This window comes from Streptomyces sp. DI166 (assembly GCF_900091315.1).
GTDB classification, from domain to species: domain Bacteria; phylum Actinomycetota; class Actinomycetes; order Streptomycetales; family Streptomycetaceae; genus Streptomyces; species Streptomyces fuscus.
Genome location: NZ_FLSP01000018.1, coordinates 60,098 through 82,364, shown reverse-complemented (window position 1 = coordinate 82,364; position 22,267 = coordinate 60,098). Strand labels below are relative to the sequence as shown.

Sequence of the window (22,267 nt, the reverse complement as noted above, 5' to 3'; positions counted from 1 at the left end):
AGTTGTTGCCATGCGGCTCGGTCTTGCCCTCGGTTACTGGGGCCGCGGCCCCTCCGCCTCGCACCTGCCGCTGGCACGGGAGGCCGAGCGGCTCGGGTACGACTCGGTGTGGACGGCCGAGAGCTGGGGTTCCGACGCCTTCACCCCGCTGACCTGGATCGCCGCCCACACCTCACGGATCCGGCTGGGGACGGCGGTTGCCCAGATGGCGGCCCGGTCGCCCACCACGACCGCGATGCACGCCCTCACCCTCGACCACCTCTCCGGCGGACGCATGATGCTCGGCCTCGGTCTGTCCGGGCCGCAGGTGGTGGAGGGCTGGTACGGGCGTCCGTTCCCGAAGTCGCCGCTGACCGCGACGCGCGAGTACGTGGACGTCGTACGGCAAGTGCTGCGGCGGGAGGGGCCGGTGGAACTCGACGGGCGCTTCCATCCCCTCCCCTACCGGGGCGAGGACGCCACCGGCCTCGGCAAGGCCCTCAAGCCCATCACCCACCCCCTGCGCCCCGGCGGCCTCCCCGTTCTGCTCGGCGCCGAAGGGCCGAGGAACGTCGCCCAGACCACCCGTATCGCCGACGGCTGGCTGCCCCTGTACTGGTCGCCGACCCGCCCCGAGGCGTACGCCCTCCCCGAAGTCCTCCCGGACGGCTTCCTGGTGGCGCCCATGGCCCAGGTCCGCGTCTGCGACGACGTGGCCGAGGGGCTGTTGCCGGTGAAGACGATGCTCGGCTTCTACATCGGCGGCATGGGTCACGCGACCCGCAACTTCCACGCCGACCTCATGGCCCGCATGGGGTACGAGGAGGCGGCCCGCAGGATCCAGGAACTGTTCCTCGCCGGGCGCCGGGAGGAGGCCGTGCTCGCCGTGCCGGACGCCTTCGCCGACGAGATCTCCCTGGTCGGACCGAGGGAACGGATCGCGGAGCGGCTGGAGTTGTGGCGCAAGGGCCCGGTGACCGACCTGCTGGCGCTGGCGCCGGACGAGGAGTCGCTGCGGGTGCTGGCCGAGCTGAACCGCTGAACGGGGGTTTGCCGCACAAGGACCGGGCTACCCGCCGGGCATGTCCCCTCGATATCGCAACGGCACCAACCAGGCCGGCACGGTCATCGCGGCCGTCGCCGACATCATGGCCTTCATCCTGGGCCTGTGGATCCTGATGTACCTGCTCGACGCCAACCGCGGCAACGCCTTCGTGGAGTTCGTCCACGACACCGCCCGCTGGCTGGCGGGCTGGTCCCACGACCTGTTCACCTTCGACGAGGCCTGGGCCAGGGTGGTGGCGGGCTACGGCCTCGCGGCGGTGGTGTACCTGTTCATCGGCCACGCCATCGCCAACCGGGTGCAGCGCCGCTAGAACAGGCTCAGGGCCTGTCGCAACAGTCCGGGTCCAGCCCCAGCGGAAGCTGCTCGCCCCCGAACACCTGGCACGTCGCCTCATGACCCCCCAGTGCCGCGACCGCCAGCAGCAGGGAGCCCGCTGTCCAAGTCGTCAGTTCCTGGGGCCAGATGGCCTGGTCCTCGAAGACGTAGCCCGTCCAGTACAGGCCGGTCTCGTCGTCCCGCAGGTGCTGGATGGACTGGAGGATCTCCAGGGCGCGGTCGGACTCGCCCGTCGCCCACAGGGCCAGGGCCAGTTCGGCGGACTCGCCGCCCGTCACCCACGGGTTGGGGACCACACAGCGCACGCCGAGCCCGGGGACGACGAAACGGTCCCAGGACTCCTCGATGCGGGCCTTGGCCTCGGCGCCGGTGAGGGCGCCGCCGAGGACCGGGTAGTACCAGTCCATCGAGTAGCGGTCCTTGTCCAGGAACCGCTCCGGGTGGCGGCGGATCGCGTGGCGCAGGGCGCCCGCCGCCAACTCCCAGTCCGGTTGGGGCTCCTCGCGCTGCTCGGCGATGGCGAGCGCGCAGCGCAGGGCGTGGTGGATGGAGGAGGAGCCGGTGAGCAGGGCGTCGTTCGTCGGGGTGCCGTCGTCGTCACGGCGCCAGCCGATCTGGCCGCCGGGCTGCTGGAGCCGCAGCACGAACTCGATCGCCGAGTAGACGGCCGGCCACATGCGGTCCAGGAAGGTGTCGTCGCCGGTGGAGAGGTAGTGGTGCCACACACCGACGGCTATGTAGGCGACGAAGTTGGTCTCCCGGCCGCGGTCGGTGACGTCGTCGAAGGCGCCGTCGGCGTAGGCGGCGTACCAGGAGCCGTCCTCGTTCTGGTGCTTCGCCAGCCATTCGTAGGCGCGCTCCGCGGCGGCGTGCTCGCCGGCCGCGTCCAGGCCCATCGCGGCCTCGACATGGTCCCAGGGGTCCAGGTGGTGGCCGCGGAACCACGGGATGGCCCCGTCCTCGCGCTGCACGGCGAGCAGTCCGGTGACTGTGGCGGCGGCCTGCTCGGCGGTGAGGACCCCGGGCAGGACCAGGTGTTCCGTCCGGGGGGTGGTCACTTGGCGTCCACCCGCGGCAGGTGCGGCTTGGTCGCGTACGCCACGAAGCTCTTGCCGATCAGCGGGTTGAGGGCCTGCTCGGCCACCCGCGTGGCCAGCGGCTTCTTCATGATGTCCCAGACCAGCAGCTTGTGGTACGCGCGCACCGGCAGCGCCTTGTCGTTGTCGACGCCGAAGGCGCACTTCAGCCACCAGTACGGCGAGTGCAGCGCGTGCGCGTGGTGGGTGCCGTACGGCTTGAGGCCCGCCTCGCGGATCTTCGCCAGCAACTCGTCCGCCTTGTAGATGCGGATGTGGCCGCCCTCGACCTCGTGGTAGGCGTCGGACAGGGCCCAGCAGACCTTCTCGGGGCCGTAGCGCGGGACGGTGATGGCGATCCGGCCGCCGGGCTTGAGCACCCGGACCATCTCCGCGAGGACGCCCTTGTCGTCCGGGATGTGCTCCATGACCTCGGAGATGATCACGACGTCGAAGGACTCGTCGGGGAAGGGCAGGGCGAGGGCGTCGCCCTCCATCGCCGTGGCGGTGGCGCCCTCGGGGGCCTCCCCGGCCTCCTTCATCGCCGCGAACCACTTGGCGACCTCGCGGATCTCCTCGCCGTTCTGGTCGAGGGCGACGACGTGCGCGCCGCGCCGGTAGCACTCGAAGGCATGCCGGCCGGCACCGCAGCCGAGGTCCAGGACTCGGTCGCCCGGGGCGAGCGGGAACCGGGAGAAGTCGACGGTCAGCACGTGGCCCTGCTTTCGGAGCTCTCGGAACGTACGGGGGTGGGGGAAGTTGCGGAAGCCTGCGGGGCGGGGCGGTGGCCGCCCGCCTTCGCGATCGCCTCCCGGTAGTGCGCGACCGTCCCCTGTGCGGCGCGCGCCCAGGTGAAGCGTTCCAGCACCCGTTCGCGTCCGGCGTGGCCGAGGCGGGTGCGCAGGTCGGGGTCGGCGAGCAGGCGTCCGAGGGCGGCGGCCAGGGCGCCCGCGTCGCCCGGCGGTACGGCCAGGCAGGTCTCCCCGTCGGGTCCGGCCACCTCGGGGATCGCGCCGCCCGTGGTGGCGACCAGGGGCGTGCCGGTGGCCATGGCCTCGGCGGCGGGGAGGGAGAAGCCCTCGTACAGCGACGGCACGCAGGCGACCTCGGCCGAGCGCACCAGGTCGACGAGTTCGGCGTCGGAGATGCCCTTGACGAAGTCGACGGCGCAGTCGAGGCCGTAGCGCTCGATGCTCTGCGCGACCGGGCCCTCGGTGGGCTTCTTGCCGACGACGACGAGGTGGGCGGCGGGGTGCTCGGTGCGCACCTTGGCGAGCGCCTCGACGAGGAACACGAGCCCCTTCAGCGGCACATCGGCGCTGGAGGTGGTGACGATCCGGCCGGGTATCCGCGGGACCGACGGATCCGGCGAGAACAGGTCGGTGTCGGCGCCGATGTGGACGACGTGGATACGGTCCTCGCGCACCCCGAGGTGCTCCACGATCTCGGCGCGGGAGGTGCCGGAGACGGTGAGGACGGACGGCAGGCGGCGCGCGACGCGCTTCTGCATGCGGGTGAAGGCGTACCACCGGCGCACCGAGTAGCGGCGCTGCCAGCCCTCGGCCGCGTCCAGCTCCAACTGCCGGTCCACGGTGATGGGGTGGTGGATCGTGGTGACCAGGGGCGCGCCCACGTCGCCCAGGAGGCCGTAGCCGAGCGTCTGGTTGTCGTGGACCACGTCGAACTGGCCGCGCCGGGCGCGCAGATGGCGGCGGGCGCGCAGTGAGAAGGTCAGCGGTTCGGGGAAGCCGCCGGTCCACATGGTGGCCACTTCGAGGGCGTCGATCCAGTCCCGGTACTCGTCCCGCTTCGGGGTGCGGAAGGGGTCCGGGGAGCGGTACAGGTCGAGGCTGGCCAGTTCGGTGAGCGGCACGCCCTCGTCGAGCACCGGGTACGGCTGGGCGCCGATGACCTCGACGCGGTGGCCGAGGCGGGCCAGTTCGCGGGAGAGGTGGCGGACGTAGACGCCCTGGCCGCCGCAGAACGGGTTCCCTTTGTAGGTGAGAAGCGCGATGTCGAGCGGTCGCTCGCCGTCCGCGGCGGGTTCCTCGGGGGACCCCGTCCGACTGGCCTCAGCGGTCACTCCGGGCCCCCTTCTCCCTGCTCTGGTCCCGCGAGATTATGCCGGGACGCTAATGTAGAACAAGTTACAGACTTGATCGTTCAAGAGCTTCCGAATCTACCGGCAGGTAGAGACGGCGTGAGCAGTGGATCAGGTGATTCACGCCACGGTCGGGCTCTGGCGAGGAGAACGGCGAGGGGACAAGGTGGACAAGGTGGCAGCCAGTACCGCGAGACCGGTCACCGCGCCCCTCACCGAGCGGCAGGAGGCGCGGCGCCGCCGCATTCTGCACGCGAGTGCGCAGCTCGCCAGCCGGGGCGGGTTCGACGCGGTGCAGATGCGCGAGGTCGCGGAGTCCTCGCAGGTGGCGCTGGGCACGCTGTACCGGTACTTCCCGTCCAAGATCCATCTGCTGGTCGCGACCATGCAGGACCAGCTGGAGCGGATGCACGGCACCCTGCGCAAGAAGCCGCCGGAGGGCGACACGGCGGCGGAGCGGGTCGCGGAGACGCTGATGCGCGCCTTCCGCGCCCTGCAGCGGGAGCCGCACCTGGCCGACGCGATGGTGCGCGCGCTGACCTTCGCGGACCGCAGTGTCTCGCCCGAGGTGGACCAGGTGTCCCGGCAGACGACGCTGATCATCCTGGACGCGATGGGCCAGGAGAACCCGACGCCCGAACAGCTCTCGGCGGTCCGGGTCATCGAGCACACCTGGCACTCGGCGCTGATCACCTGGCTGTCGGGCCGGGCCTCGATCGCGCAGGTGAAGATCGACATCGAGACGGTGTGCCGCCTGATCGACCTGACGGCACCCCCTCAGGAATAGGTCCGGGGCTATTCCTCCGGCGGGAACACCGCCTCCCCGCTGTCCAGCAGCGTGATCATGATGGCCTCCACCGGGCAGTTCTCGGCGGCGGCAAGCACCCCCTCCGCCGCGTCGATGTCCGGCTCGACGGGATGGGACTGGCGGGCGGTGTCGAGCCGGAAGCCGGCGGGCGCGCGGTGGACGCACTGGGCCGAGCCGATGCACACGGACCGGTCGACCTCGACGTGCCAGCGGTCGCCCATCGCCTACGCCTCCCACCCGGCGGGCAGGTGGATCATCTTGTGCTCCAGGTACTCGCCGTACCCCTCGGGCCCGAACTCCCGCCCCAGCCCGGAGTTCTTGTAGCCGCCGAAGGGGCCGAGCATGTCGAGGCTGAAGGTGTTCACGGAGTACGTGCCGGTACGGACCCGGCGGGCGACCTCGATGCCGCGCTCCACGTCGGCGGTCCACACACTCCCGGAGAGCCCGTAGTCCGAGTCGTTGGCGATCTTCACGGCCTCGTCCTGGTCGCCGTAGGGCAGCAGGCAGATGACCGGGCCGAAGATCTCCTCGCGGGCGATGCGCATGGAGTTGTCGACGTCGCCGAAGAGGGTCGGCTCGACGTACCAGCCCCGGTCGCGGCCGGGGGGCCGTCCGCCGCCGGTGAGGATCTTGGCGCCCTCCTCCTGTCCGATGCGTATGTAGTCGAGGTTGCGCTGCTGCTGGCGGCGGGCGACGAGCGGGCCGACCTGGGTGGCGGGGTCGAGGGGGTCGCCGACGACCAGGGCGTTCGCGGCGGCGGCGAGGGCCTCGGCGAACTCGTCGTAGCGGGAGCGGGGCAGCAGGATGCGGGTCTGGGCGACGCAGGCCTGGCCGTTGTTCATCCAGGCGGCCGGGACGATACCGGCGACGGCGGTCTCCACGTCGGCGTCCGGGAGGACGACCGCGGCGGACTTGCCGCCGAGTTCGAGGGTGACGCGGGTGAGGTTGCGGGCGGCGACCTCCATGACACGCTTGCCGGCGGCGACGGAACCGGTGAAGGAGACCTTGTCGATGCCGGGGTGCCCGACCAGGTACTCACTGACCTCGCGGTCGGCGGGCAGGATCGACAGCACGCCCTCGGGCAGCCCGGCCTCGGTCGCGATCTCGGCGAGGAGATAGGCGTCGAGGGGTGACTCCGGGGACGGCTTGAGGATCACCGTGCAGCCGGTGAGCAGCGCGGGGGCGAGCTTGGCGGCGGCGACGAACTGCGGGACGTTCCACGGCACCACGGCGGCCACGACCCCGACCGGCTCGCGCCGCACGAGGATCTTGCCGAGGACTCCGTCACGGGCTTCCTCGTACGGGAAGTTCCGGGCCACGGTGATCGCGGAGTCCCACACCATCATGGCGCCGAGGGCCTGGGCGAGGACGCTCCAGGAGAACGGGGAGCCGTTCTCGGAGGAGATGACGCGGGCGATCTCCTCGTGCCGTAGGGCGATGGCGTCCTTGATCCGGCCGACGACCTCGATCCGCTCCTCCAGGCTCATCCGCGGCCAGGGCCCCTCGTCGAAGGCCCGTCGCGCCACGGCGACCGCCCGGTCGACATCGGCGGCGCACGCGTGCGGCACCCGCCCGATGACTTCCTCGGTATGCGGCGAGATCACCTCGATGACGTCCTCACCCAGGGGGTCGGTGAACTCCCCGCCGATGAACAGCTGTCCGTGTTCCACGAGCTCGGTCATGCCCGACGCCTCCTGCGGACCTGGAGCGCTTGATTTCTGACGCTGTTTCAGAACTGATACCAGTTCTACTGGGAGGAGTCCACGGGCGGGCCGGACCCGGAGAATGGGGAGCATCGGTCGACTCGGGCTACTTTTGCAACTGGTTCTAGTTATAGTGAGCCAGGCTCGTGGGGTGGAGGGCAGATGGCGGGAACGCAGGACCTCGGTGGGGGCGTACGGTCCGTTCGGGTGCCGATTCCGGACAATCCGCTCGGGCACACGCTGGTGTACGTCGTGGACACCGACCGTGGGCCCGTGCTGATCGACACCGGGTGGGACGATCCGGCGGCCTGGGACACCCTCGTCGAGGGGCTGACGGAGTGCGGGACGGCCGTCGGGGAGATCCACGGTGTCGTCATCACCCACCACCACCCCGACCACCACGGCCTGTCCGGCAAGGTGCGCGAGGCCTCCGGGGCCTGGATCGCGATGCACGAGGCGGACACCGCCATCGTGCGGCGTACCCGGTCCGCCGAACCCGAGCGCTGGTTCACGTACATGGCCGCCAAGCTCACCGCCGCCGGCGCCCCCGAGGAACACGTCGCCCCGCTGCGCGCCGCCCGCCGCCGCAACCTGCCCGGACTGAACCCCGCCCTCCCGGACCGCGAGATCGTCCCCGGCGAACTGCTCACCCTCCCCGGCCGCCGCCTCCGCGCGATCTGGACCCCGGGCCACACACCCGGCCATGTCTGCCTGCACCTGGAGGAGGCCCACCCGGCCGGACTCCCCGGCAACGGCCGCCTGTTCTCCGGGGATCACGTACTCCCGGAGATCACCCCGCACATCGGCCTGTACGAGGACCCCGACGACGCCACCGTCACCGACCCGCTCGGCGACTACCTCGACTCCCTCGAACGCGTCGCCCGCCTCGCCCCGGCCGAGATCCTCCCGGCCCACCAGCACGCCTTCACCGACGCCGGTTCACGGGTCGACGCCCTCCTCGCCCATCACGAGTCCCGCCTCACCGGACTGCTCGCCCTCCTCTCCACTCCGCTCACCGCCTGGCAACTGGCCGAGCGCATGGAGTGGAACCGGCCCTGGGAACAGATCCCGTACGGGTCCAGGAACATCGCGGTGTCGGAGGCCGAGTCCCATCTGCGGCGGCTGGTGAAGCTGGGGCGGGCGGAGGTGGTGAGCGGGAGCGAGCCGGTGACGTACGTCGCGGTGTGAGCCACACAGGTGGTGTGAGCCGTTCAACACGCCCGTTCTCCTATGGGCCGAGCCGGTCCCCCCGCCCCCGGCCTCCCCGCCGGCGCCTTCCTACGGGCCGGTAGAGTGGCCGCGTCGTCATCACACCCGTACGGGGGGAAGCCGGTGCAAATCCGGCGCTGACCCGCAACCGTGAGCAGCGCGCAGGCGCTGCGAGCCGGACTACCCCGCGCGGTACGTGAACGGCTCACGTGCGTCGGCATCCCGTCGGCGCATGGCACCGTCGAGGTCTGCGGAGCCGAGCCGCCCGGGGTCCGTCCCGCGCTGCCCGGCTCCCCTCAGGGAGAGGCACCCGCCGATCATGAACGTCCGCCGCAGCGCCGCGGCCCTGGCCGCCACCGCCGTGATCGGCCTGGCCACCCCCGTCCTGGCCGGCCCCGCCGTGGCCGCCACCCCGTCCCCGTCGCCGTCCGTCGAACTCCCCTCCGGGCTCTACGGCTCCGGTGACCCGACCTACGACGGCGTCTGGCGCCACTCCCTCGCCCTGATAGCCCAGACCCGCGTCGGCGTCGCCCCCTCCGCCAAGGCCGTGGACTGGCTGCTCGGGCAGCAGTGCGCCAACGGCGGCTTCGCCGCCTTCCGCGCCGACCCGGCCAAGGAGTGCGACGCGAAGCTGATGGTCGACACCAACAGCACGGCCGCCGCCGCCCAGGCCCTGGCCGGGCTCGGTGACGGCAAGTACATGGGACAGGCCCAGAATGCCGCCCAGTGGCTGAAGAGCGTCCAGAACAAGGACGGCGGCTGGGGCTACACCCCGGGCGGCGCCAGCGACGCCAACTCCACCGCGATCGTCGCAGGCGCTCTCGCCGCGACCGGCCAGGACCCCGACACCATCGTGACCGGCGGCAAGTCCGCCTTCGACGCCCTGCGCACCCTGGCCCTGCCCTGCGACGACGGCGGCGCCTTCGCCTACCAGCCCGACAAGAAGGGCAAGCTCGTCGCCAACGCGGACGCCACCGCGGCGGCCGTCGTCGGTCTGAAGGGCATGGCCCTGAACTCCGTGATGGCCGCCTCCGATCAGGCGCTCACCTGCACCGACGGCACCAAGGCGACCCCGGCCCAGGTCGCCGCGAACGGCGCCGCCTACCTCGCCGAGACCATGAAGAAGAGCGGTTACCTCGTCTCCGCGATGCCCGGCGCCGAGGACCAGCCCGACTTCGGCAACACCGCCGACGCGGTCGTCGCCCTCGCCGCGACCGGCGGTCCCGAGGCGGCGGCCAAGCCGCTGGCCTGGCTGGAGAAGAACTCCACCGACTGGGCGAAGGAGAACGGCCCGGCCGCCTACGCCCAGTTGATCCTCGCCGCCGACACCGCGGGCGCCGACCCGCGCGACTTCGGCGGAGTGAACCTCGTCGAGCAGCTCAACGCGACCGGCCCGGCACCCAAGGCGCAGGCAGCCGCCCAGGGAGCCGAGGCCGAGAAGAAGGACGAGAAGAAGGACGACAACGACGGCGTCAGCGTCTGGTGGATCATCGGCGTCGGACTCGTCGGCGGCATCGGCGTCGGCTTCCTGATCAGCAGCCGCAAGAAGGGACAGCGGAAGTGATACGCCGGGCCCTCACCCTGCTGCTGACCGCGCTGGTCCTCGGCACGGTGGCCGCTCCGGCGCAGGCGGCGACGTACCGCTACTGGTCGTTCTGGGACCGGGACGGCTCGAAGTGGACGTACGCCACCGTCGGCCCCTCCGTCTCCGTCCCCTCGGACGGGGACGTCCAGGGCTTCCGCTTCACCGTCAGCGAGGACTCCGCCCAGGCCGCCCAGCCGCGCGGCGAGCAGACCTTCGGCACCATCTGCGCCCGTACGCCGGAACGCGACGGCCAGAAGCGCGTGGCCCTCGTCCTGGACTTCGGTACCGCCAAGGACGCGCCCTCGGGCGAGACCCCGCCCCGCCTGCGCACGGTCTGCGCGCAGGTCCCGGAGGACGCGACCACGGCGGAGGCCCTCGCCGAGGTCGCCAAGCCCCTGCGCTACGACTCCAGCGCCATGCTCTGTGCCATCGAGGGCTACCCGAGCGCGGGCTGCGGCGAGGAACTGAGCAAGGGCAGGGACAAGGGCAAGGACACCGACAAGAGCCAGTCGAAGAGCACGAACGACTCCGACAACTCCCCGTCCCTGGGCCTCTGGGCAGGAGCAGCAGGCGTGGCAGCCCTGGGCGCAGCAGCCCTCTGGCAATCCCGCCGCCGCCGCAATGACTGACACCGGCCACACTGAACGTAGCTGCGGGCAGTCGTGCCGCTGGGGCGGCACGGGTGGGCGCAGCGGCACCCGGCAAGCGCCGGCGAGCGCACCCACCCCACGCCGACCCCAACCCAGCCGCACCCGGCACGCACCGGCAAGCACCCCCCTCCACCCCGGCGCCTGGTGGCTCTGGGCCCTGTCCCTCGGCACCGCCGCCACCCGCACCACCAACCCCCTCCTCCTCACCCTCCTCATCGCGACATCCGCCTACGTCGTAGCGACCTGCCGCCAAAACGCCCCTTGGTCGCGCTCCTACAACACCTTCCTCAAACTCGCCCTCGCCGTCATCGCCCTCCGCTTCGCCTTCGCCGTCCTCCTCGGCTCCCCCATCCCCGGCACCCACACAGTCGTCACCCTCCCCGAAGTCCCCCTCCCCGACTGGGCCCAGGGCATCCGCCTAGGCGGACGAGTCCACGCCGAAGCCCTCGTCTTCGCCTTCTACGACGGCCTCCGCCTCGCCACCCTCCTCATCTGCGTAGGCGCCGCGAACTCCCTCGCCAACCCCACCCGCCTCCTCAAATGCCTCCCCGGCGCCCTGTACGAGATGGGCGTCGCGGTGGTCGTGGCGCTGACCTTCGCCCCGAACCTGATCGCCGACGTGCAACGCCTGCGCGCCGCCCGCCGCCTGCGGGGCCGCCCGGACCGCGGCTTCAAGGGCCTGCTCCAGGTCGCCCTCCCCGTCCTTGAGGGCGCCCTGGAACGCTCGGTCGCCCTGGCCGCCGCGATGGACGCCCGCGGCTACGGCCGTACCGCCGACGTCCCTCCGGCCGTACGCCGTACCACCTCCGCCCTCACCCTCGGCGGCCTGCTCGGCGTCTGCGCCGGTACGTACGGAGTCCTCACCGCGGAGGGCGGCACGTACGGCCTCCCCGTCCTCCTCCTCGGCCTCACCGCCGCCCTGGTCGGCCTGCGCCTGGGCGGTCGCCGCGCGGTCCGCACCCGCTACCGTCCCGACCCCTGGGACCTGCGGGCCTGGCTGGTCACCGGCTCCGGCGTGGCGGTGACCGCGCTGATGTTCCTGGCCGAGGCGGAGAACCCCGCCGCCCTGGAACCGAGCGTCATCCCGCTCACCGCCCCCACTCTCCCCCTCTGGCCCGCGGCGGCGATCCTCCTGGCGCTGCTCCCGGCATTCGTAGCCCCCGCGAAAGCCAGCCCGAAACCCAGCCCGAAACCCACCAAGGAACCGTCGTGATCCGCTTCGAGAACGTCTCCGTGACGTACGACGGCCGCCCCGAACCCACCGTCCGCGGCATCGACTTCGAGGTGCCGGAAGGCGAACTCGTCCTCCTGGTCGGCCCGTCCGGCGTCGGCAAGTCCACAGTCCTCGGCGCCGTCAGCGGCCTCGTGCCGCACTTCACGGGCGGCACCCTGAGCGGCCGGGTCACGGTCGCGGGCCGTGACACCCGTACCCACAAGCCCCGCGAACTGGCCGACGTGGTCGGCACGGTGGGCCAGGACCCGCTCGCCCACTTCGTCACGGACACGGTCGAGGACGAACTCGCCTACGGCATGGAGTCCCTGGGCCTCTCCCCCGCCGTGATGCGCCGCCGCGTGGAGGAGACCCTCGACCTCCTCAGCCTCGCCGACCTGCGCGACCGCCCGATCGCCACGCTCTCCGGAGGCCAGCAGCAGCGGGTGGCGATCGGCTCGGTCCTCACCCCGCACCCCCAGGTCCTGGTCCTCGACGAACCGACCTCCGCCCTGGACCCGGCGGCGGCCGAGGAGGTACTGGCGGTGCTCCAGCGCCTGGTGCACGACCTCGGTACGACGGTCCTCATGGCGGAACACCGGCTGGAGCGCGTGATCCAGTACGCGGACCAGGTGGCCCTGCTCCCCTCCCCCGGCGCCGCGCTGACCCTCACCTCCCCGGCGGAGGCGATGGCGGTCTCCCCGGTGACGCCACCCGTCGTGGACCTGGGGAAACTGGCGGACTGGTCCCCGCTCCCGCTGACCGTGCGGGACGCGCGGCGCCGGGCCGGAGACCTCCGGGACCGGCTGGCGGCGCGGAGCCCCGAGATCCGAGAGCCCCGGACCTCCCCTGCCGATCCCCGCCCGGCAGCCCCACCCCGCCGCCGCTGGTTCAACCGCACCGCCCGACCGGCTGCACCGCAGGGCCCCCACACCGCCGAAGTGCGGGGCCTGACCGTCACCCGGGACCGTATCCGCGCCCTCCACGAGGTGGGCCTCACCGTCTCCCCCGGCGAGACGGTCGCCCTCATGGGCCGCAACGGCGCCGGGAAGTCCACGCTGCTGAACTCCCTGGTGGGCCTCATCACCCCCACCCGGGGCACCGTCGAGGTGCACGGCCGCACCCCCCACCGCACCCCGCCCCCCGAGCTGATCCGCCACGTGGGCCTGGTCCCCCAGGAGCCCCTGGACCTCCTCTACGCCGACACGGTCGCCGCCGAGTGCGCGGCGGCCGACGCCGACGCGGAGGCGGCCCCCGGCACCTGCCGTGCCCTGGTCACGGAGCTGCTGCCGGGGGTCGCGGACGACACCCACCCCCGCGATCTCTCCGAGGGCCAGCGCCTGACTCTCGCCCTGGCCGTGGTGCTGACCGCCCGCCCGCCGCTGCTCCTGCTCGACGAGCCGACCCGCGGACTGGACTACGCGGCGAAGGCGCGCCTGGTCACGGTGTTGCGCGGACTGGCGGCGGAGGGCCACACGATCGTGCTGGCCACCCATGACGTGGAACTCGCCGCCGAGCTGGCCGACCGGGTCGTGCTGCTGGCCGAGGGCGAGATCATCGCGGACGGCCCGACGGCGGAGGTGGTCGTCTCCTCCCCCTCCTTCGCCCCGCAGATCACCAAGATCCTCGCGCCGCAGCAGTGGCTCACGGTCACCCAGGTCAGGCAGGCCCTCGTATGACCACCACCAAGCCCACGCCGCAGTCCCGGCCCATCCGTCTGGGCCCGCGCTCCCTCCTCTCCCTGATCCTGGTCAGCGCCGTCGGCCTCGCCGCCCTCGGCTGGCCCCTGCTCGCCCCGCCCGAGGCCGCGGTCAACGCCCACTCCGAGGACGCGCCCTGGCTCTTCGCGGGCCTGCTGGTACTCCTGGTGGCCGTGGTCGCGGCGACGATCTCGGAGTCGGGCCTCGGCCCGAAGGCGGTGGCGATGCTCGGGGTGCTGGCCGCGACCGGCGCGGCCCTGCGGCCGATCGGCGCGGGGACCGCGGGCATCGAGCCGATGTTCTTCCTGATGCTGCTCAGCGGGCGAGTCCTCGGTCCGGGCTTCGGTTTCGTGCTCGGCGCGCTGAGCATGTTCGCCTCCGCCCTGCTCACGGGCGGGGTCGGGCCGTGGATGCCGTTCCAGATGCTGGCGATGGGCTGGTTCACGATGGGCGCGGGCCTGCTCCCCGGCCCCGACCGCCTGCGCGGACTCCCCGAGCGCCTGATGCTCGCCGCGTACGGCTTCCTGGCCGCCTTCGCCTACGGCACGCTGACCAACCTCGCGGGCTGGCCGTTCATGAACAGCCTCGCCTCGAACATCGCCTTCGACCCGGAGGCGGGCGTCCCCGCCAACCTGGCCCGTTTCGTCGTGTACTGCCTGGCCACGTCCCTCGGCTGGGACCTGGGCCGCGCCCTGGTAACGGTGCTCCTCACCCTGACCCTGGGCCCGGCGATCCTCCGCGCACTGCGCCGGGCGACCCGGCGGGCGGCTTTCGAGGCGCCGGTCACATTCGAGGGGACCGCTCGGTAAGGGCGTACACGCGGACCGTGATCACGACGGTGAAGCACCCCACATGACCCACATCACGTACGATCCACGCTAGTAGTACATATCGGACGCCATGTCCACGCCAATCCACTTCCTGACCTGCGCATTGAGAGTCGCGTCACACGAGAAGCGTGTACCCCACATACGAATACAACTAGCAAAACCGGGCATTGCGGACCCCGGCTCGGCCTGGTTCTGTGGATGACGTCGCACGGCGCCGACAAGCCCACGGGCCTCGGCGCCGACGCATGTCAGCGTCACGCACCGCATGACGACGGCACGCAGCGACCGCCCCGTCCCCGACGAAAGGTCAACGCCTTGTCCGCCGTTTCCGTCATCCGCCGCATCGCCACTCCGAAGAAGGCTCTCGCCGGTACCGCTGTGGCCGTTGCCGCCACCGGCGCGATTTTCGCCGCGGCGCCCGCGCAGGCCGCCACGACCGGGGCCTCCGCTCAGGCGACCGCGAAGAAGATGATCGGCGACTCGGCCCAGTACCAGTGCTTCTCCAAGATCGTCGAGCACGAGAGCGGCTGGGACGTCAACGCCACCAACGCCTCGTCCGGCGCCTACGGCCTCGTCCAGGCCCTCCCGGGCTCGAAGATGGCCTCCGCCGGCTCCGACTGGAAGACCAACCCCGCCACCCAGATCGAGTGGGGCGTCGACTACATGAAGGACCGCTACGGCAGCCCCTGCGGCGCCTGGAACTTCTGGCAGTCCAACGGCTGGTACTGAGCCAACCGGCCCACAGTCACCACAGGAGGCGCCTCCCGGACTTACGACCCGGGAGGCGCCTCTGCCGTTTTCACCGCTCACCAGACACCCACACTGAGGAGATTCATTCACCCTTCCGCACGGAACAGACGGGACAGGCCCTCGCAAACAGGGCCATCCCTAATACCCGAGCGATTGACACATGATCATCAAGTGAATATCCTCCAGTGGATCATTAACACCCCTCGCGCTCGAACCGTCCGCGGGGGGCGTTTTCGTGCGGCTTTTGAATGTAGGCGTGGTCTATATCGACACCACGAAGGCAGATTAGGGCGCATGTGACGCGTTAATGAAGCGAAGGGCGCTCCACGAACTGGTGCGCCCTTCCACCCCCACACTTTAGAGAGAATCTTGTGCGCATACGAGCCGTACTGCTGAGCAGCAGTGCAAAATGGGCGATCCCATTCGCTGTGGCGCTGTCGCTGTTTTACTACTACGGAAGCGGAACCCCGCGGGAGACATTCAGCTATTCCCCGGCCTTGGTTTCGTCCGCACTGGGCACCCTTTATGCGGTCGCGTACGCGATCGCCTCCGCACTCGCTGTATGGGAAAGCGCACGCCTACGGAAGGGTGGAGTGTGGGCCATGGGCCCGGTGCGCTCCCGTTACCGGGTGGCGTGGAACGGGATCATCCCTGCCGTCGCAACCGCGTGGGTCGTGCTGGTGCTGCCGGTCGCTCTCGCGCTCGGAAGCGTCGCTGCTCTTCCCACCCCGGCCGGCCTCGGCCCACTGGTGATGGCCATGGTCCTGTGCGTGGCGCACGCGACGATCGGGTTCGGTGTCGGCATTCTGGCCCCGCCGGTCGTCGCCGCACCGTTGATGGCCGTAATCGTCTGGGTACTGGTCGCCTTCTCGTGGTCCAGTGACGCCTTCTGGATGCGGCACGTGTCCGGCCAATACCCCACCACCTTGATGTTCGGCGAAACCGCCACCTACAAGTCGCTCGTCCCGCCTCTGCTGCTCGCGGGAGGAATAGCGGCAGGAGTCGCCGTCCTCTGGCTGCCGCTACGTTCAAAGGCGGCTCGCGGACTGCTCGCCGCCGCCGTTCCCGTCGTCTGTTCGGTGCTGGCCGTCCAGGCAGTGCAGGGCTGGACCGCCAATCCGCCGCTGTTGGCCAACCAGGCGGCCATGGAATGCGCCGGAGGGGCGCCGAAGGTGTGCGTTCCCCAGGCCGGTCCGGCCGACGCCGCCACGGTCAGGAAGGCCGCGGCCTCGGTCCTGGCCGATCTGCACGCCGCGGGTTACCCGCAAACGCCGGACGTAATCGTCGACCGCCTCGGCGAGGGTCGCTACCCGCACCCGTCGACGCCGAACACCTGGCGCGTCAGCCTCACCAGGGGCCTGCAGCAAGGCGAACTCCGCTACCAGATCACTCGCGCCGCCGTGCAGTTCCCCTGCCTTCGCGTCGATCCCGTGCACGGGAACGCCGTGGTGCTGTGGGCAGCCACCGTCACGGGTGAACAGGCCACCTACGACGCCCATATGAAGGGCCGCGCCTTCCCCAAGGAGAAGGAGGTTCGACGGACGGTCCGCAACGTCCTGGCGTCAGATCCCCGCGAGCAAGCGGAATGGTATCGCCAGAGTCTCGCCAACGGCTGCCGGCAGCAACCATGATGTGGTGGGTCAAGGCGCGCCGCGCCCACACCGTCCTGCCGGCCACTCTGGGTCTCTTCGCGTTGCTCCTCGTCTTCCTTCAGGGCGATTCGGTGGCGCTTCCCTCTCTGACCTCGGGCGCGACCCACGTGGTCCTCGCCCTTTTCATTCCGATCCCTCTGGTGTCCGGCCTGGCCTTGTGCCTGGACACGCGCCTTCACGCCGACGAGAGCACGGCCATACGCCCGGTCCGGTATCTGGACTGCGGCCTCGTCATCACGGTGGCGGTTGTCGCAGCGGCCATGAGTACGCTGGCGGGCGGGGCCCTGGGCGACCCGGCGATCCAGGCGGTCGGGAGAAACACCCTCTTCCTGACGGGACTGATGCTGATCGGGCGGGCGTTGTTCGGCCTTCCCGGTGTTCTCCTGCCCACGGCCTGGATCCTGGCGGTCTGCCTCTGCGGATTCCGGCCCGGCAACGACGCCTACCCCTGGACCGTCCTTCCCGAACCCCTCGGCGCGCCGCATGCCGCTGCCGGGGCCGTGCTGATGTTCGGTGCCGGACTTGTCGTTCAGATCCGATACACAAGGACCCCTTCATGACCCTTGAGCTGATCTCCTGCACCTACGGTTACGGCCACGGCCGGCGCAAGAAGACCGTGCTCAGCGACTTCGACTACCAACTGCCGCCGGGGCTCACGGTTCTGCTGGGTCCCAACGGCGCGGGCAAGTCCACTCTGCTCAAAGTCGCTGCGTCCGTGGTCCGACCCGATCGCGGCAGCGTCGTCTGCGGCCGTATCCCCAGCACATCGAAGGAGTTCCGCAGGACAGTCGCCCGGATGCCGCAGGATATCGTCCCTCTGCCCGGTCTGACCGCACGTGAATACGTCGCCTACGTCGGCTGGTTGAAGGGGATGAACCGCAGCGATGCCTGGAAGTCGGCACGCCGAGTGCTGGCCCGTGTGGAACTGACCGAGCACAGCGAGGCCAGGACGACCACTCTCTCGGGTGGCCAACTGCGCAGAGTCGGAGTCGCGGCCGCCCTCGTGCACGGCGCCCGGGTCCTGCTCCTCGATGAACCCACCGCCGGGATGGACCCACGCCAACGCCGGGTGTTCCGGGACCTTCTCCGTGACCTCACCGGCGACGTGAGCATCCTCATGTCCACGCACGATGTCGCCGATCTGGCCGAGGACGCGGATCATGTCTCGGTCCTGGCCAAGGGCCGGATCCTGCACTCGGGCACCACGGACACCTTCCTCAGGTTCGCTCCCGTCGGCACAGCCGCCGGCCGACAAGCAGAAGGCGCCTACACCGAGTTGCTGGGCCAGTACGAGTAGACGCCTCACGAAGACAGGGCACAGGCCACGGCGCCGGGAACTCCGTTGCGTACGGCCCGCCCGTCATGGAACATCCGTCCGGTGAGACTGAGCGTTCTCCCCTACTGGCTCCCCTGGTCCGAAGTCGACCCCGCCACGCATCCCTTCGACGCCGCCGAAGCGCTTGACGTCGTACGGGGGTTGGAGCCGGCGGGGCGAGCGCCCACGCGGCCGGAGTGGCGGCATGTGAAGAACTGGGAAGAGCGGAGCGAGCGGTACCAGGTGGTCATCGACTGGTCCCGCACCGTGGGGGCGGAGTGGACCGACGCCATGACGGCGGCGCTCGTGGAGCGGTACGGGGTGTGGGCCAGCGGCTGGCGCTGGTCGCACGACGAGGGGGACCTCGGAGGCGGCCCCGTCGGGCACTGGTGCTGCTCCCTGCACTCGATCACAACCCCGGACGAGACCCTGAACCGCATCGCCACCTCGCTCTGCGAATGGCGTGACTGGCTGGAGTTCCTGGCCCGGTTCTTCGACCGCTACCCGCTCCCCGACCTCCCCGCCGCCGACCGCCACGACGCCTGGGAGCGCGCCACCCAGCAGCTCATCCTGCACTCCCTCGACCGCACCGGCTCCGGCGACGCCTGGTACGCGCACTGCCGCCGGGTCCTGACCTGGTTCCTCTCCCGCTGGAACGTCGACCCCGACACCGCCCACGCCCTGGTCGAGGAGGCCATAGGCGGACGCTTCGCGAGCTGGAGCACCCCCGAGGACACTCTCGTCACGGACGTCGCCGAGAAGCTGGCCGACTCCCTGGCCACACCCCCCGCCCCGGACCCCGAGACCCTCCCCCACCACTACATCACCGCCCGCCTCCACTGGTACGAGGACGAACGCCGCACCCACGGACGGTGATCGGAACTCCCGGGTCACCCGCGGACCCGACACCCCGCCCCCAACCACCCCCCAAGTGACCCGACATGGCCGATCACCTACGCACCTGGCTCGCCCTCCGCGACGAGATCCCCTGGCACCGCTCCCGCCCCGTCGCCCTCCCCGCCCCACGCCCCCTCCGCGACGGCGCCGCCCACGACATCCGCACCTTCGACCACGCCCGCGACCCGGCCCGTGCCGCCCGCCTCCTCACCGCCCTCACCCGCACCCGCGAGGACGCCGCCGCGCACACCCCCCTCTCCTTCCACCTCCTCAGCTCCTGGCAACGCCTCGTCCTCGGCACCCCCGAGGCCCCCTTCCGCCGCCACCCCGCCTACGCCAAGGACGGCCGCGAGCGTTACGGCATCTCCCCGGACCTCCCCGCCCGCCTCAACACCTGCCTCGCCGAAGCCGACTCCGAGTCCGAGTCCGAGTCCGAGCCCGACGAACTCCCCCTCGCCGCCCGAGCCGCCCGCGCCTACCTCGACGTCTGCTTCTTCCACCCCTTCGACGACGGCAACGCCCGCTCCGCCTTCCTCACCCTCACCTACGTCCTGGCCCGCGCGGACGTCACCCTCGACCAGGTCGGCCCGATCCGCCGCATCCAGCGCCGTGCCGACGACCCCGAAGGCGCGCTCGCCCTCGCCGACCTCATCGCCCTCCTCATCAACCGCACTCGAACCACACCGACTTACCACCCCCACTCCGCCGATCGACCCCCCACTTGTCCGCCACCTCACTGAGCAGCACCAGGCCCCGGCCGCCCTCCGCCTCCAACGGCAACCGGCCCTCCATGCACGGCACTTCGGCACACCCGTCCGCCACCTCGACCCGCACCCCGGCCTCCTGCCGCAGCACCAGTACGCGGCAACGCCGGTCCGGCACATGCCGTACGACGTTGGCCACCAGCTCGGTCACGCCCAGCGCCACCGAGTCGTACAGTTCCGGCAGGTCCCAGTCGGTGAGCAGGGACCTCACGATCCGGCGGATGTGCCGCGCGGAATGCTCGCCGACGGTGAGGTGCATGGCGTACTGCACGGTGTGGGGCGTCGCGAGCGCGGGGGGAATGTATTCGTTCACGCCACGAGGCTGACCTGGCGCAACTACCCTTAGCTACGGATCGGACACAACCCGTTCACCCGTGGGGGCAAACCGTGACAAACGTCAACGTTCTGGACCCTGGAGCCTCGGCTCTCGACTACTACGGCTTCGAACTCCGCCGGTACCGCGAGGCCGCCGGACTCACCCAACGCCAGCTCGGAGACATCCTCAACTACACGGGCTCCCTCGTGGGCCAGATCGAAACAGCACGCAAGCTTCCCACGGTGGAGTTCAGCCAACGGGCCGACGCGGCGCTCAACACGGGAGGGTTACTGTCCCGGCTCGTCGTACTGGTGATGCGCAGTCAACTTCCGGCCTGGTTCCAGCAGGTGGCGGAGCTGCAAGCGCGGGCCATCGAGATCTGCTCCTTCGAAACGCACATGGTGCATGGCCTCCTCCAGACCAAGGACTACGCGCGGGCGGTGCTCGGGGTGCTCGACTCCACCAACCTCGACGACCGCGTAGCCGTACGACTGGCCAGGCAGAGCATCTTCGAGAAGGAGGAACCGCCGGTGTTCTGGGCGGTTCTCAGTGAGGCAGCGCTGTACCAGGAGATGGGCGGCCCGGAAGTCATGTGGGAGCAGCTAGCCCACCTGCTGTCGTTCGAGACCAACCCCCGCGTGAACATCCAGGTTCTGCCGTTCAAGTCCGGCGCACATGCGGGCCTGCAAGGCTCGTATGACATCTACCGCTTCGCCAGCGACCCGACCATCGTCTATACGGAGGGGTACGGCAGCGGGCATCCCACCGCCAACCCAGACACCGTCAAGGACTGCTCGCTCCGTTACGATCATCTTCAGGCCGCCGCTCTCTCCCTCAAGGACTCGGCGGAGCTGATCCGGCGCGTAATGGAGGACCGCTATGGAGAGCAACTGGCGTAAGTCGTCGTACAGCGGTGACCAGGGCGGCAACTGCATCGAGATCGCCGAGAACGAGGCCACCGTCGCCGTCCGCGACTCCAAGACCCCGGCGGGACCGATCCTCACGATCGCCCCCGCCGCCTTCGCTACCTTCACCAACTGGGCCGCTACAGACGCTGAATGATCGTGCCGGTGGCCAGTCCGCCCCCGGCGCACATGGTCACCAGCGCGAACTCCTTGTCCGTGCGCTCCAGTTCATGGAGGGCCGTAGTGATGAGCCGCGCTCCGGTCGCCCCGACGGGGTGACCGAGTGCGATGCCACCGCCGTTGACGTTGACCTTGTCCAGGTTCTGTTCGAAGACCTGGGCCCAGCTCAACACCACTGACGCGAAGGCCTCGTTGATCTCGACGAGGTCGATGTCCTTCAACGACATCCCCGCCTTGCCCAGCACCGCGTTCGTGGCGTCGATCGGGCCGTCCAGGTGGAAGTGCGGGTCGGCGCCGACCAGGGCCTGCGCCACGATCCGGGCCCTGGGACGGAGTTTCAGCGCCCGCGCCATCCTCTTCGACGCCCACATGATGGCCGCCGCTCCGTCGCTGATCTGCGACGAGTTGCCGGCCGTGTGGATCGCCGTCGGCATGACCGGCTTCAGGCCCGCCAGGGCTTCCATGGAGGTGTCGCGGAGCCCCTCGTCGCGGTCCACGAGCCGCCACATGCCCTGCCCGGCGCGCTGCTCCTCCTCCGTCGTCGGGACCTGTACGGCGAAGGTCTCGCGCTTGAAGCGCTCCTCGGCCCAGGCGGTGGCCGCCCGCTCCTGCGACAGCAGTCCCAGCGTGTCCACGTTCTCGCGCGTCAGCCCCCGATGACGCGCGATGCGTTCCGCCGCCTCGAACTGGTTGGGCAGGTCGACGTTCCACTCGTCGGGGAACGGCTTGCCCGGCCCGTGCTTGGAGCCCGAGCCCAGCGGGACGCGGGACATGGCCTCGACGCCGCAGGAGATGCCGACGTCGATGACCCCGGCGGCGATCATGTTGGCGGTCATGTGGGAGGCCTGCTGGGAGGAGCCGCACTGGCAGTCGACCGTGGTGGCGGCCGTCTCGTAGGGCAGGCCCATGGTGAGCCAGGCGGTGCGCGCGGGGTTCATGGACTGTTCGCCGGCGTGGGTGACCGTGCCGCCGACGATCTGCTCGACGCAGTCGGCGGGGATGCCGGTGCGGCCGAGGAGTTCGCGGTATGTCTCGCCCAGGAGGTAGGCGGGGTGCAGGTTGGCCAGCGATCCGCCGCGCTTTCCGATGGGCGTGCGGACGGCTTCGACGATCACGGGTTCGGCGGCCATGGGGGGCGGTCCTCTCGTCCAGAGGCCAGCAGGGCCTGACAAGGCACACGCACAACTAGTACGTGTTCTAGTTACTGTGCAGTCTGCTGATGTGACGCCCATCAC

At 70.7% G+C, this 22,267-nt stretch carries 24 protein-coding genes and 1 riboswitch; of the genes, 17 read left to right on the top strand and 7 right to left on the bottom strand.

The features are described from left to right. The first annotated feature begins 10 nt into the window (after positions 1–10). Entirely contained in the window at positions 11–1,021 is a 1,011-nt protein-coding gene (locus tag GA0115233_RS11880) for an LLM class F420-dependent oxidoreductase (protein ID WP_093720146.1), read from the top strand. 40 nt (positions 1,022–1,061) lie between these two features. After that, the gene (locus GA0115233_RS11875; protein WP_093720145.1) at positions 1,062–1,355 is read left to right on the top strand and encodes a hypothetical protein; all 294 of its coding nucleotides are present in this window, start codon (positions 1,062–1,064) and stop codon (positions 1,353–1,355) included. Positions 1,356–1,362: 7 nt separating this feature from the next. Here GA0115233_RS11875 and GA0115233_RS11870 read toward each other — a convergent pair whose 3' ends face one another. The 3 genes from GA0115233_RS11870 to GA0115233_RS11860 are packed head-to-tail and all read right to left on the bottom strand — an operon-like array spanning position 1,363 to position 4,540. Beyond that, positions 1,363–2,439, bottom strand: a complete 1,077-nt coding sequence (locus tag GA0115233_RS11870) for a prenyltransferase/squalene oxidase repeat-containing protein (RefSeq protein ID WP_093720144.1) — start codon at positions 2,437–2,439, stop codon at positions 1,363–1,365. Beyond that, positions 2,436–3,170 (bottom strand): class I SAM-dependent methyltransferase, encoded by a 735-nt coding sequence (locus GA0115233_RS11865; RefSeq protein WP_093720143.1) that lies wholly within the window; start codon positions 3,168–3,170, stop codon positions 2,436–2,438. Before GA0115233_RS11865 ends, GA0115233_RS11870 begins: the two co-directional genes overlap by 4 nt. Beyond that, positions 3,164–4,540, bottom strand: a complete 1,377-nt coding sequence (locus GA0115233_RS11860) for a glycosyltransferase family 4 protein (RefSeq protein WP_093720142.1) — start codon at positions 4,538–4,540, stop codon at positions 3,164–3,166. Before GA0115233_RS11860 ends, GA0115233_RS11865 begins: the two co-directional genes overlap by 7 nt. Positions 4,541–4,724: 184 nt before the next feature. Between GA0115233_RS11860 and GA0115233_RS11855 the strand changes: the two genes are divergently transcribed. Continuing rightward, entirely contained in the window at positions 4,725–5,345 is a 621-nt protein-coding gene (locus GA0115233_RS11855; protein ID WP_093720141.1) for a TetR family transcriptional regulator, read from the top strand. 8 nt (positions 5,346–5,353) lie between these two features. Here the strand turns inward: GA0115233_RS11855 and GA0115233_RS11850 are convergent, their stop codons facing one another. Further along, on the bottom strand, positions 5,354–5,587 hold the full coding sequence (locus GA0115233_RS11850; protein WP_093720140.1) for a ferredoxin: 234 nt from the start codon (positions 5,585–5,587) through the stop codon (positions 5,354–5,356). A gap of 3 nt (positions 5,588–5,590) precedes the next feature. Continuing rightward, a complete protein-coding gene (locus GA0115233_RS11845; RefSeq protein WP_093720139.1) occupies positions 5,591–7,048 on the bottom strand; it encodes an aldehyde dehydrogenase in 1,458 nt (485 codons plus the stop codon). 183 nt (positions 7,049–7,231) lie between these two features. Between GA0115233_RS11845 and GA0115233_RS11840 the strand changes: the two genes are divergently transcribed. The 12 genes from GA0115233_RS11840 (at position 7,232) to GA0115233_RS11785 (ending at position 19,607) form a co-directional block, all read left to right on the top strand. After that, entirely contained in the window at positions 7,232–8,257 is a 1,026-nt protein-coding gene (locus GA0115233_RS11840) for an MBL fold metallo-hydrolase (protein WP_093720138.1), read from the top strand. A 94-nt stretch (positions 8,258–8,351) separates the two neighbouring features. After that, a riboswitch (cobalamin riboswitch) is annotated at positions 8,352–8,486 on the top strand. 111 nt (positions 8,487–8,597) lie between these two features. Beyond that, positions 8,598–9,842: a prenyltransferase/squalene oxidase repeat-containing protein gene (locus tag GA0115233_RS11835; RefSeq protein ID WP_093720137.1), complete on the top strand. Its 1,245-nt coding sequence runs from the start codon at positions 8,598–8,600 to the stop codon at positions 9,840–9,842. Beyond that, complete coding sequence (locus tag GA0115233_RS11830) at positions 9,839–10,492, top strand: SCO2322 family protein (RefSeq protein WP_093720136.1); 654 nt, start codon at positions 9,839–9,841, stop codon at positions 10,490–10,492. Before GA0115233_RS11835 ends, GA0115233_RS11830 begins: the two co-directional genes overlap by 4 nt. Beyond that, positions 10,485–11,726 (top strand): energy-coupling factor transporter transmembrane component T, encoded by a 1,242-nt coding sequence (locus tag GA0115233_RS11825; protein ID WP_255310149.1) that lies wholly within the window; start codon positions 10,485–10,487, stop codon positions 11,724–11,726. Before GA0115233_RS11830 ends, GA0115233_RS11825 begins: the two co-directional genes overlap by 8 nt. Further along, entirely contained in the window at positions 11,723–13,402 is a 1,680-nt protein-coding gene (locus GA0115233_RS11820) for an ABC transporter ATP-binding protein (RefSeq protein WP_093720135.1), read from the top strand. The genes GA0115233_RS11825 and GA0115233_RS11820 overlap by 4 nt, the downstream gene beginning before the upstream one ends. Beyond that, positions 13,399–14,232, top strand: coding sequence for an ECF transporter S component (locus GA0115233_RS11815; RefSeq protein ID WP_093720134.1), 834 nt, complete (start codon positions 13,399–13,401; stop codon positions 14,230–14,232). Before GA0115233_RS11820 ends, GA0115233_RS11815 begins: the two co-directional genes overlap by 4 nt. Before the next feature lie 336 nt (positions 14,233–14,568). Beyond that, the gene (locus GA0115233_RS11810; protein ID WP_093720133.1) at positions 14,569–14,982 is read left to right on the top strand and encodes an aggregation-promoting factor C-terminal-like domain-containing protein; all 414 of its coding nucleotides are present in this window, start codon (positions 14,569–14,571) and stop codon (positions 14,980–14,982) included. 449 nt (positions 14,983–15,431) lie between these two features. Further along, positions 15,432–16,634, top strand: a complete 1,203-nt coding sequence (locus tag GA0115233_RS11805; protein WP_176711740.1) for a DUF7224 domain-containing protein — start codon at positions 15,432–15,434, stop codon at positions 16,632–16,634. Then, a complete protein-coding gene (locus GA0115233_RS11800) occupies positions 16,631–17,215 on the top strand; it encodes a hypothetical protein (protein WP_093720132.1) in 585 nt (194 codons plus the stop codon). The genes GA0115233_RS11805 and GA0115233_RS11800 overlap by 4 nt, the downstream gene beginning before the upstream one ends. After that, a complete protein-coding gene (locus GA0115233_RS11795) occupies positions 17,212–17,952 on the top strand; it encodes an ATP-binding cassette domain-containing protein (RefSeq protein ID WP_093720131.1) in 741 nt (246 codons plus the stop codon). Before GA0115233_RS11800 ends, GA0115233_RS11795 begins: the two co-directional genes overlap by 4 nt. An 81-nt stretch (positions 17,953–18,033) precedes the next feature. Next, positions 18,034–18,846 carry a hypothetical protein gene (locus GA0115233_RS11790; protein ID WP_141689503.1) on the top strand — a complete coding sequence of 271 codons (813 nt, stop codon included), beginning with the start codon at positions 18,034–18,036 and terminating at the stop codon, positions 18,844–18,846. Between the two features lie 65 nt (positions 18,847–18,911). Then, positions 18,912–19,607, top strand: a complete 696-nt coding sequence (locus GA0115233_RS11785; RefSeq protein ID WP_093720129.1) for a Fic family protein — start codon at positions 18,912–18,914, stop codon at positions 19,605–19,607. Here GA0115233_RS11785 and GA0115233_RS11780 read toward each other — a convergent pair. Continuing rightward, the gene (locus tag GA0115233_RS11780) at positions 19,531–19,890 is read right to left on the bottom strand and encodes an ATP-binding protein (RefSeq protein ID WP_176711743.1); all 360 of its coding nucleotides are present in this window, start codon (positions 19,888–19,890) and stop codon (positions 19,531–19,533) included. The genes GA0115233_RS11785 and GA0115233_RS11780 overlap by 77 nt on opposite strands. A 128-nt stretch (positions 19,891–20,018) precedes the next feature. On the opposite strand from GA0115233_RS11780, the gene GA0115233_RS11775 reads away from it, so the two are divergent. Continuing rightward, positions 20,019–20,846 carry a helix-turn-helix domain-containing protein gene (locus GA0115233_RS11775; RefSeq protein ID WP_093720128.1) on the top strand — a complete coding sequence of 276 codons (828 nt, stop codon included), beginning with the start codon at positions 20,019–20,021 and terminating at the stop codon, positions 20,844–20,846. Continuing rightward, positions 20,827–21,009 (top strand): DUF397 domain-containing protein, encoded by a 183-nt coding sequence (locus GA0115233_RS11770; protein ID WP_093720127.1) that lies wholly within the window; start codon positions 20,827–20,829, stop codon positions 21,007–21,009. The genes GA0115233_RS11775 and GA0115233_RS11770 overlap by 20 nt, the downstream gene beginning before the upstream one ends. Here GA0115233_RS11770 and GA0115233_RS11765 read toward each other — a convergent pair. Then, entirely contained in the window at positions 20,993–22,162 is a 1,170-nt protein-coding gene (locus tag GA0115233_RS11765; RefSeq protein ID WP_093720126.1) for a steroid 3-ketoacyl-CoA thiolase, read from the bottom strand. The genes GA0115233_RS11770 and GA0115233_RS11765 overlap by 17 nt on opposite strands. Between the last annotated feature and the right edge of the window lie 105 nt (positions 22,163–22,267).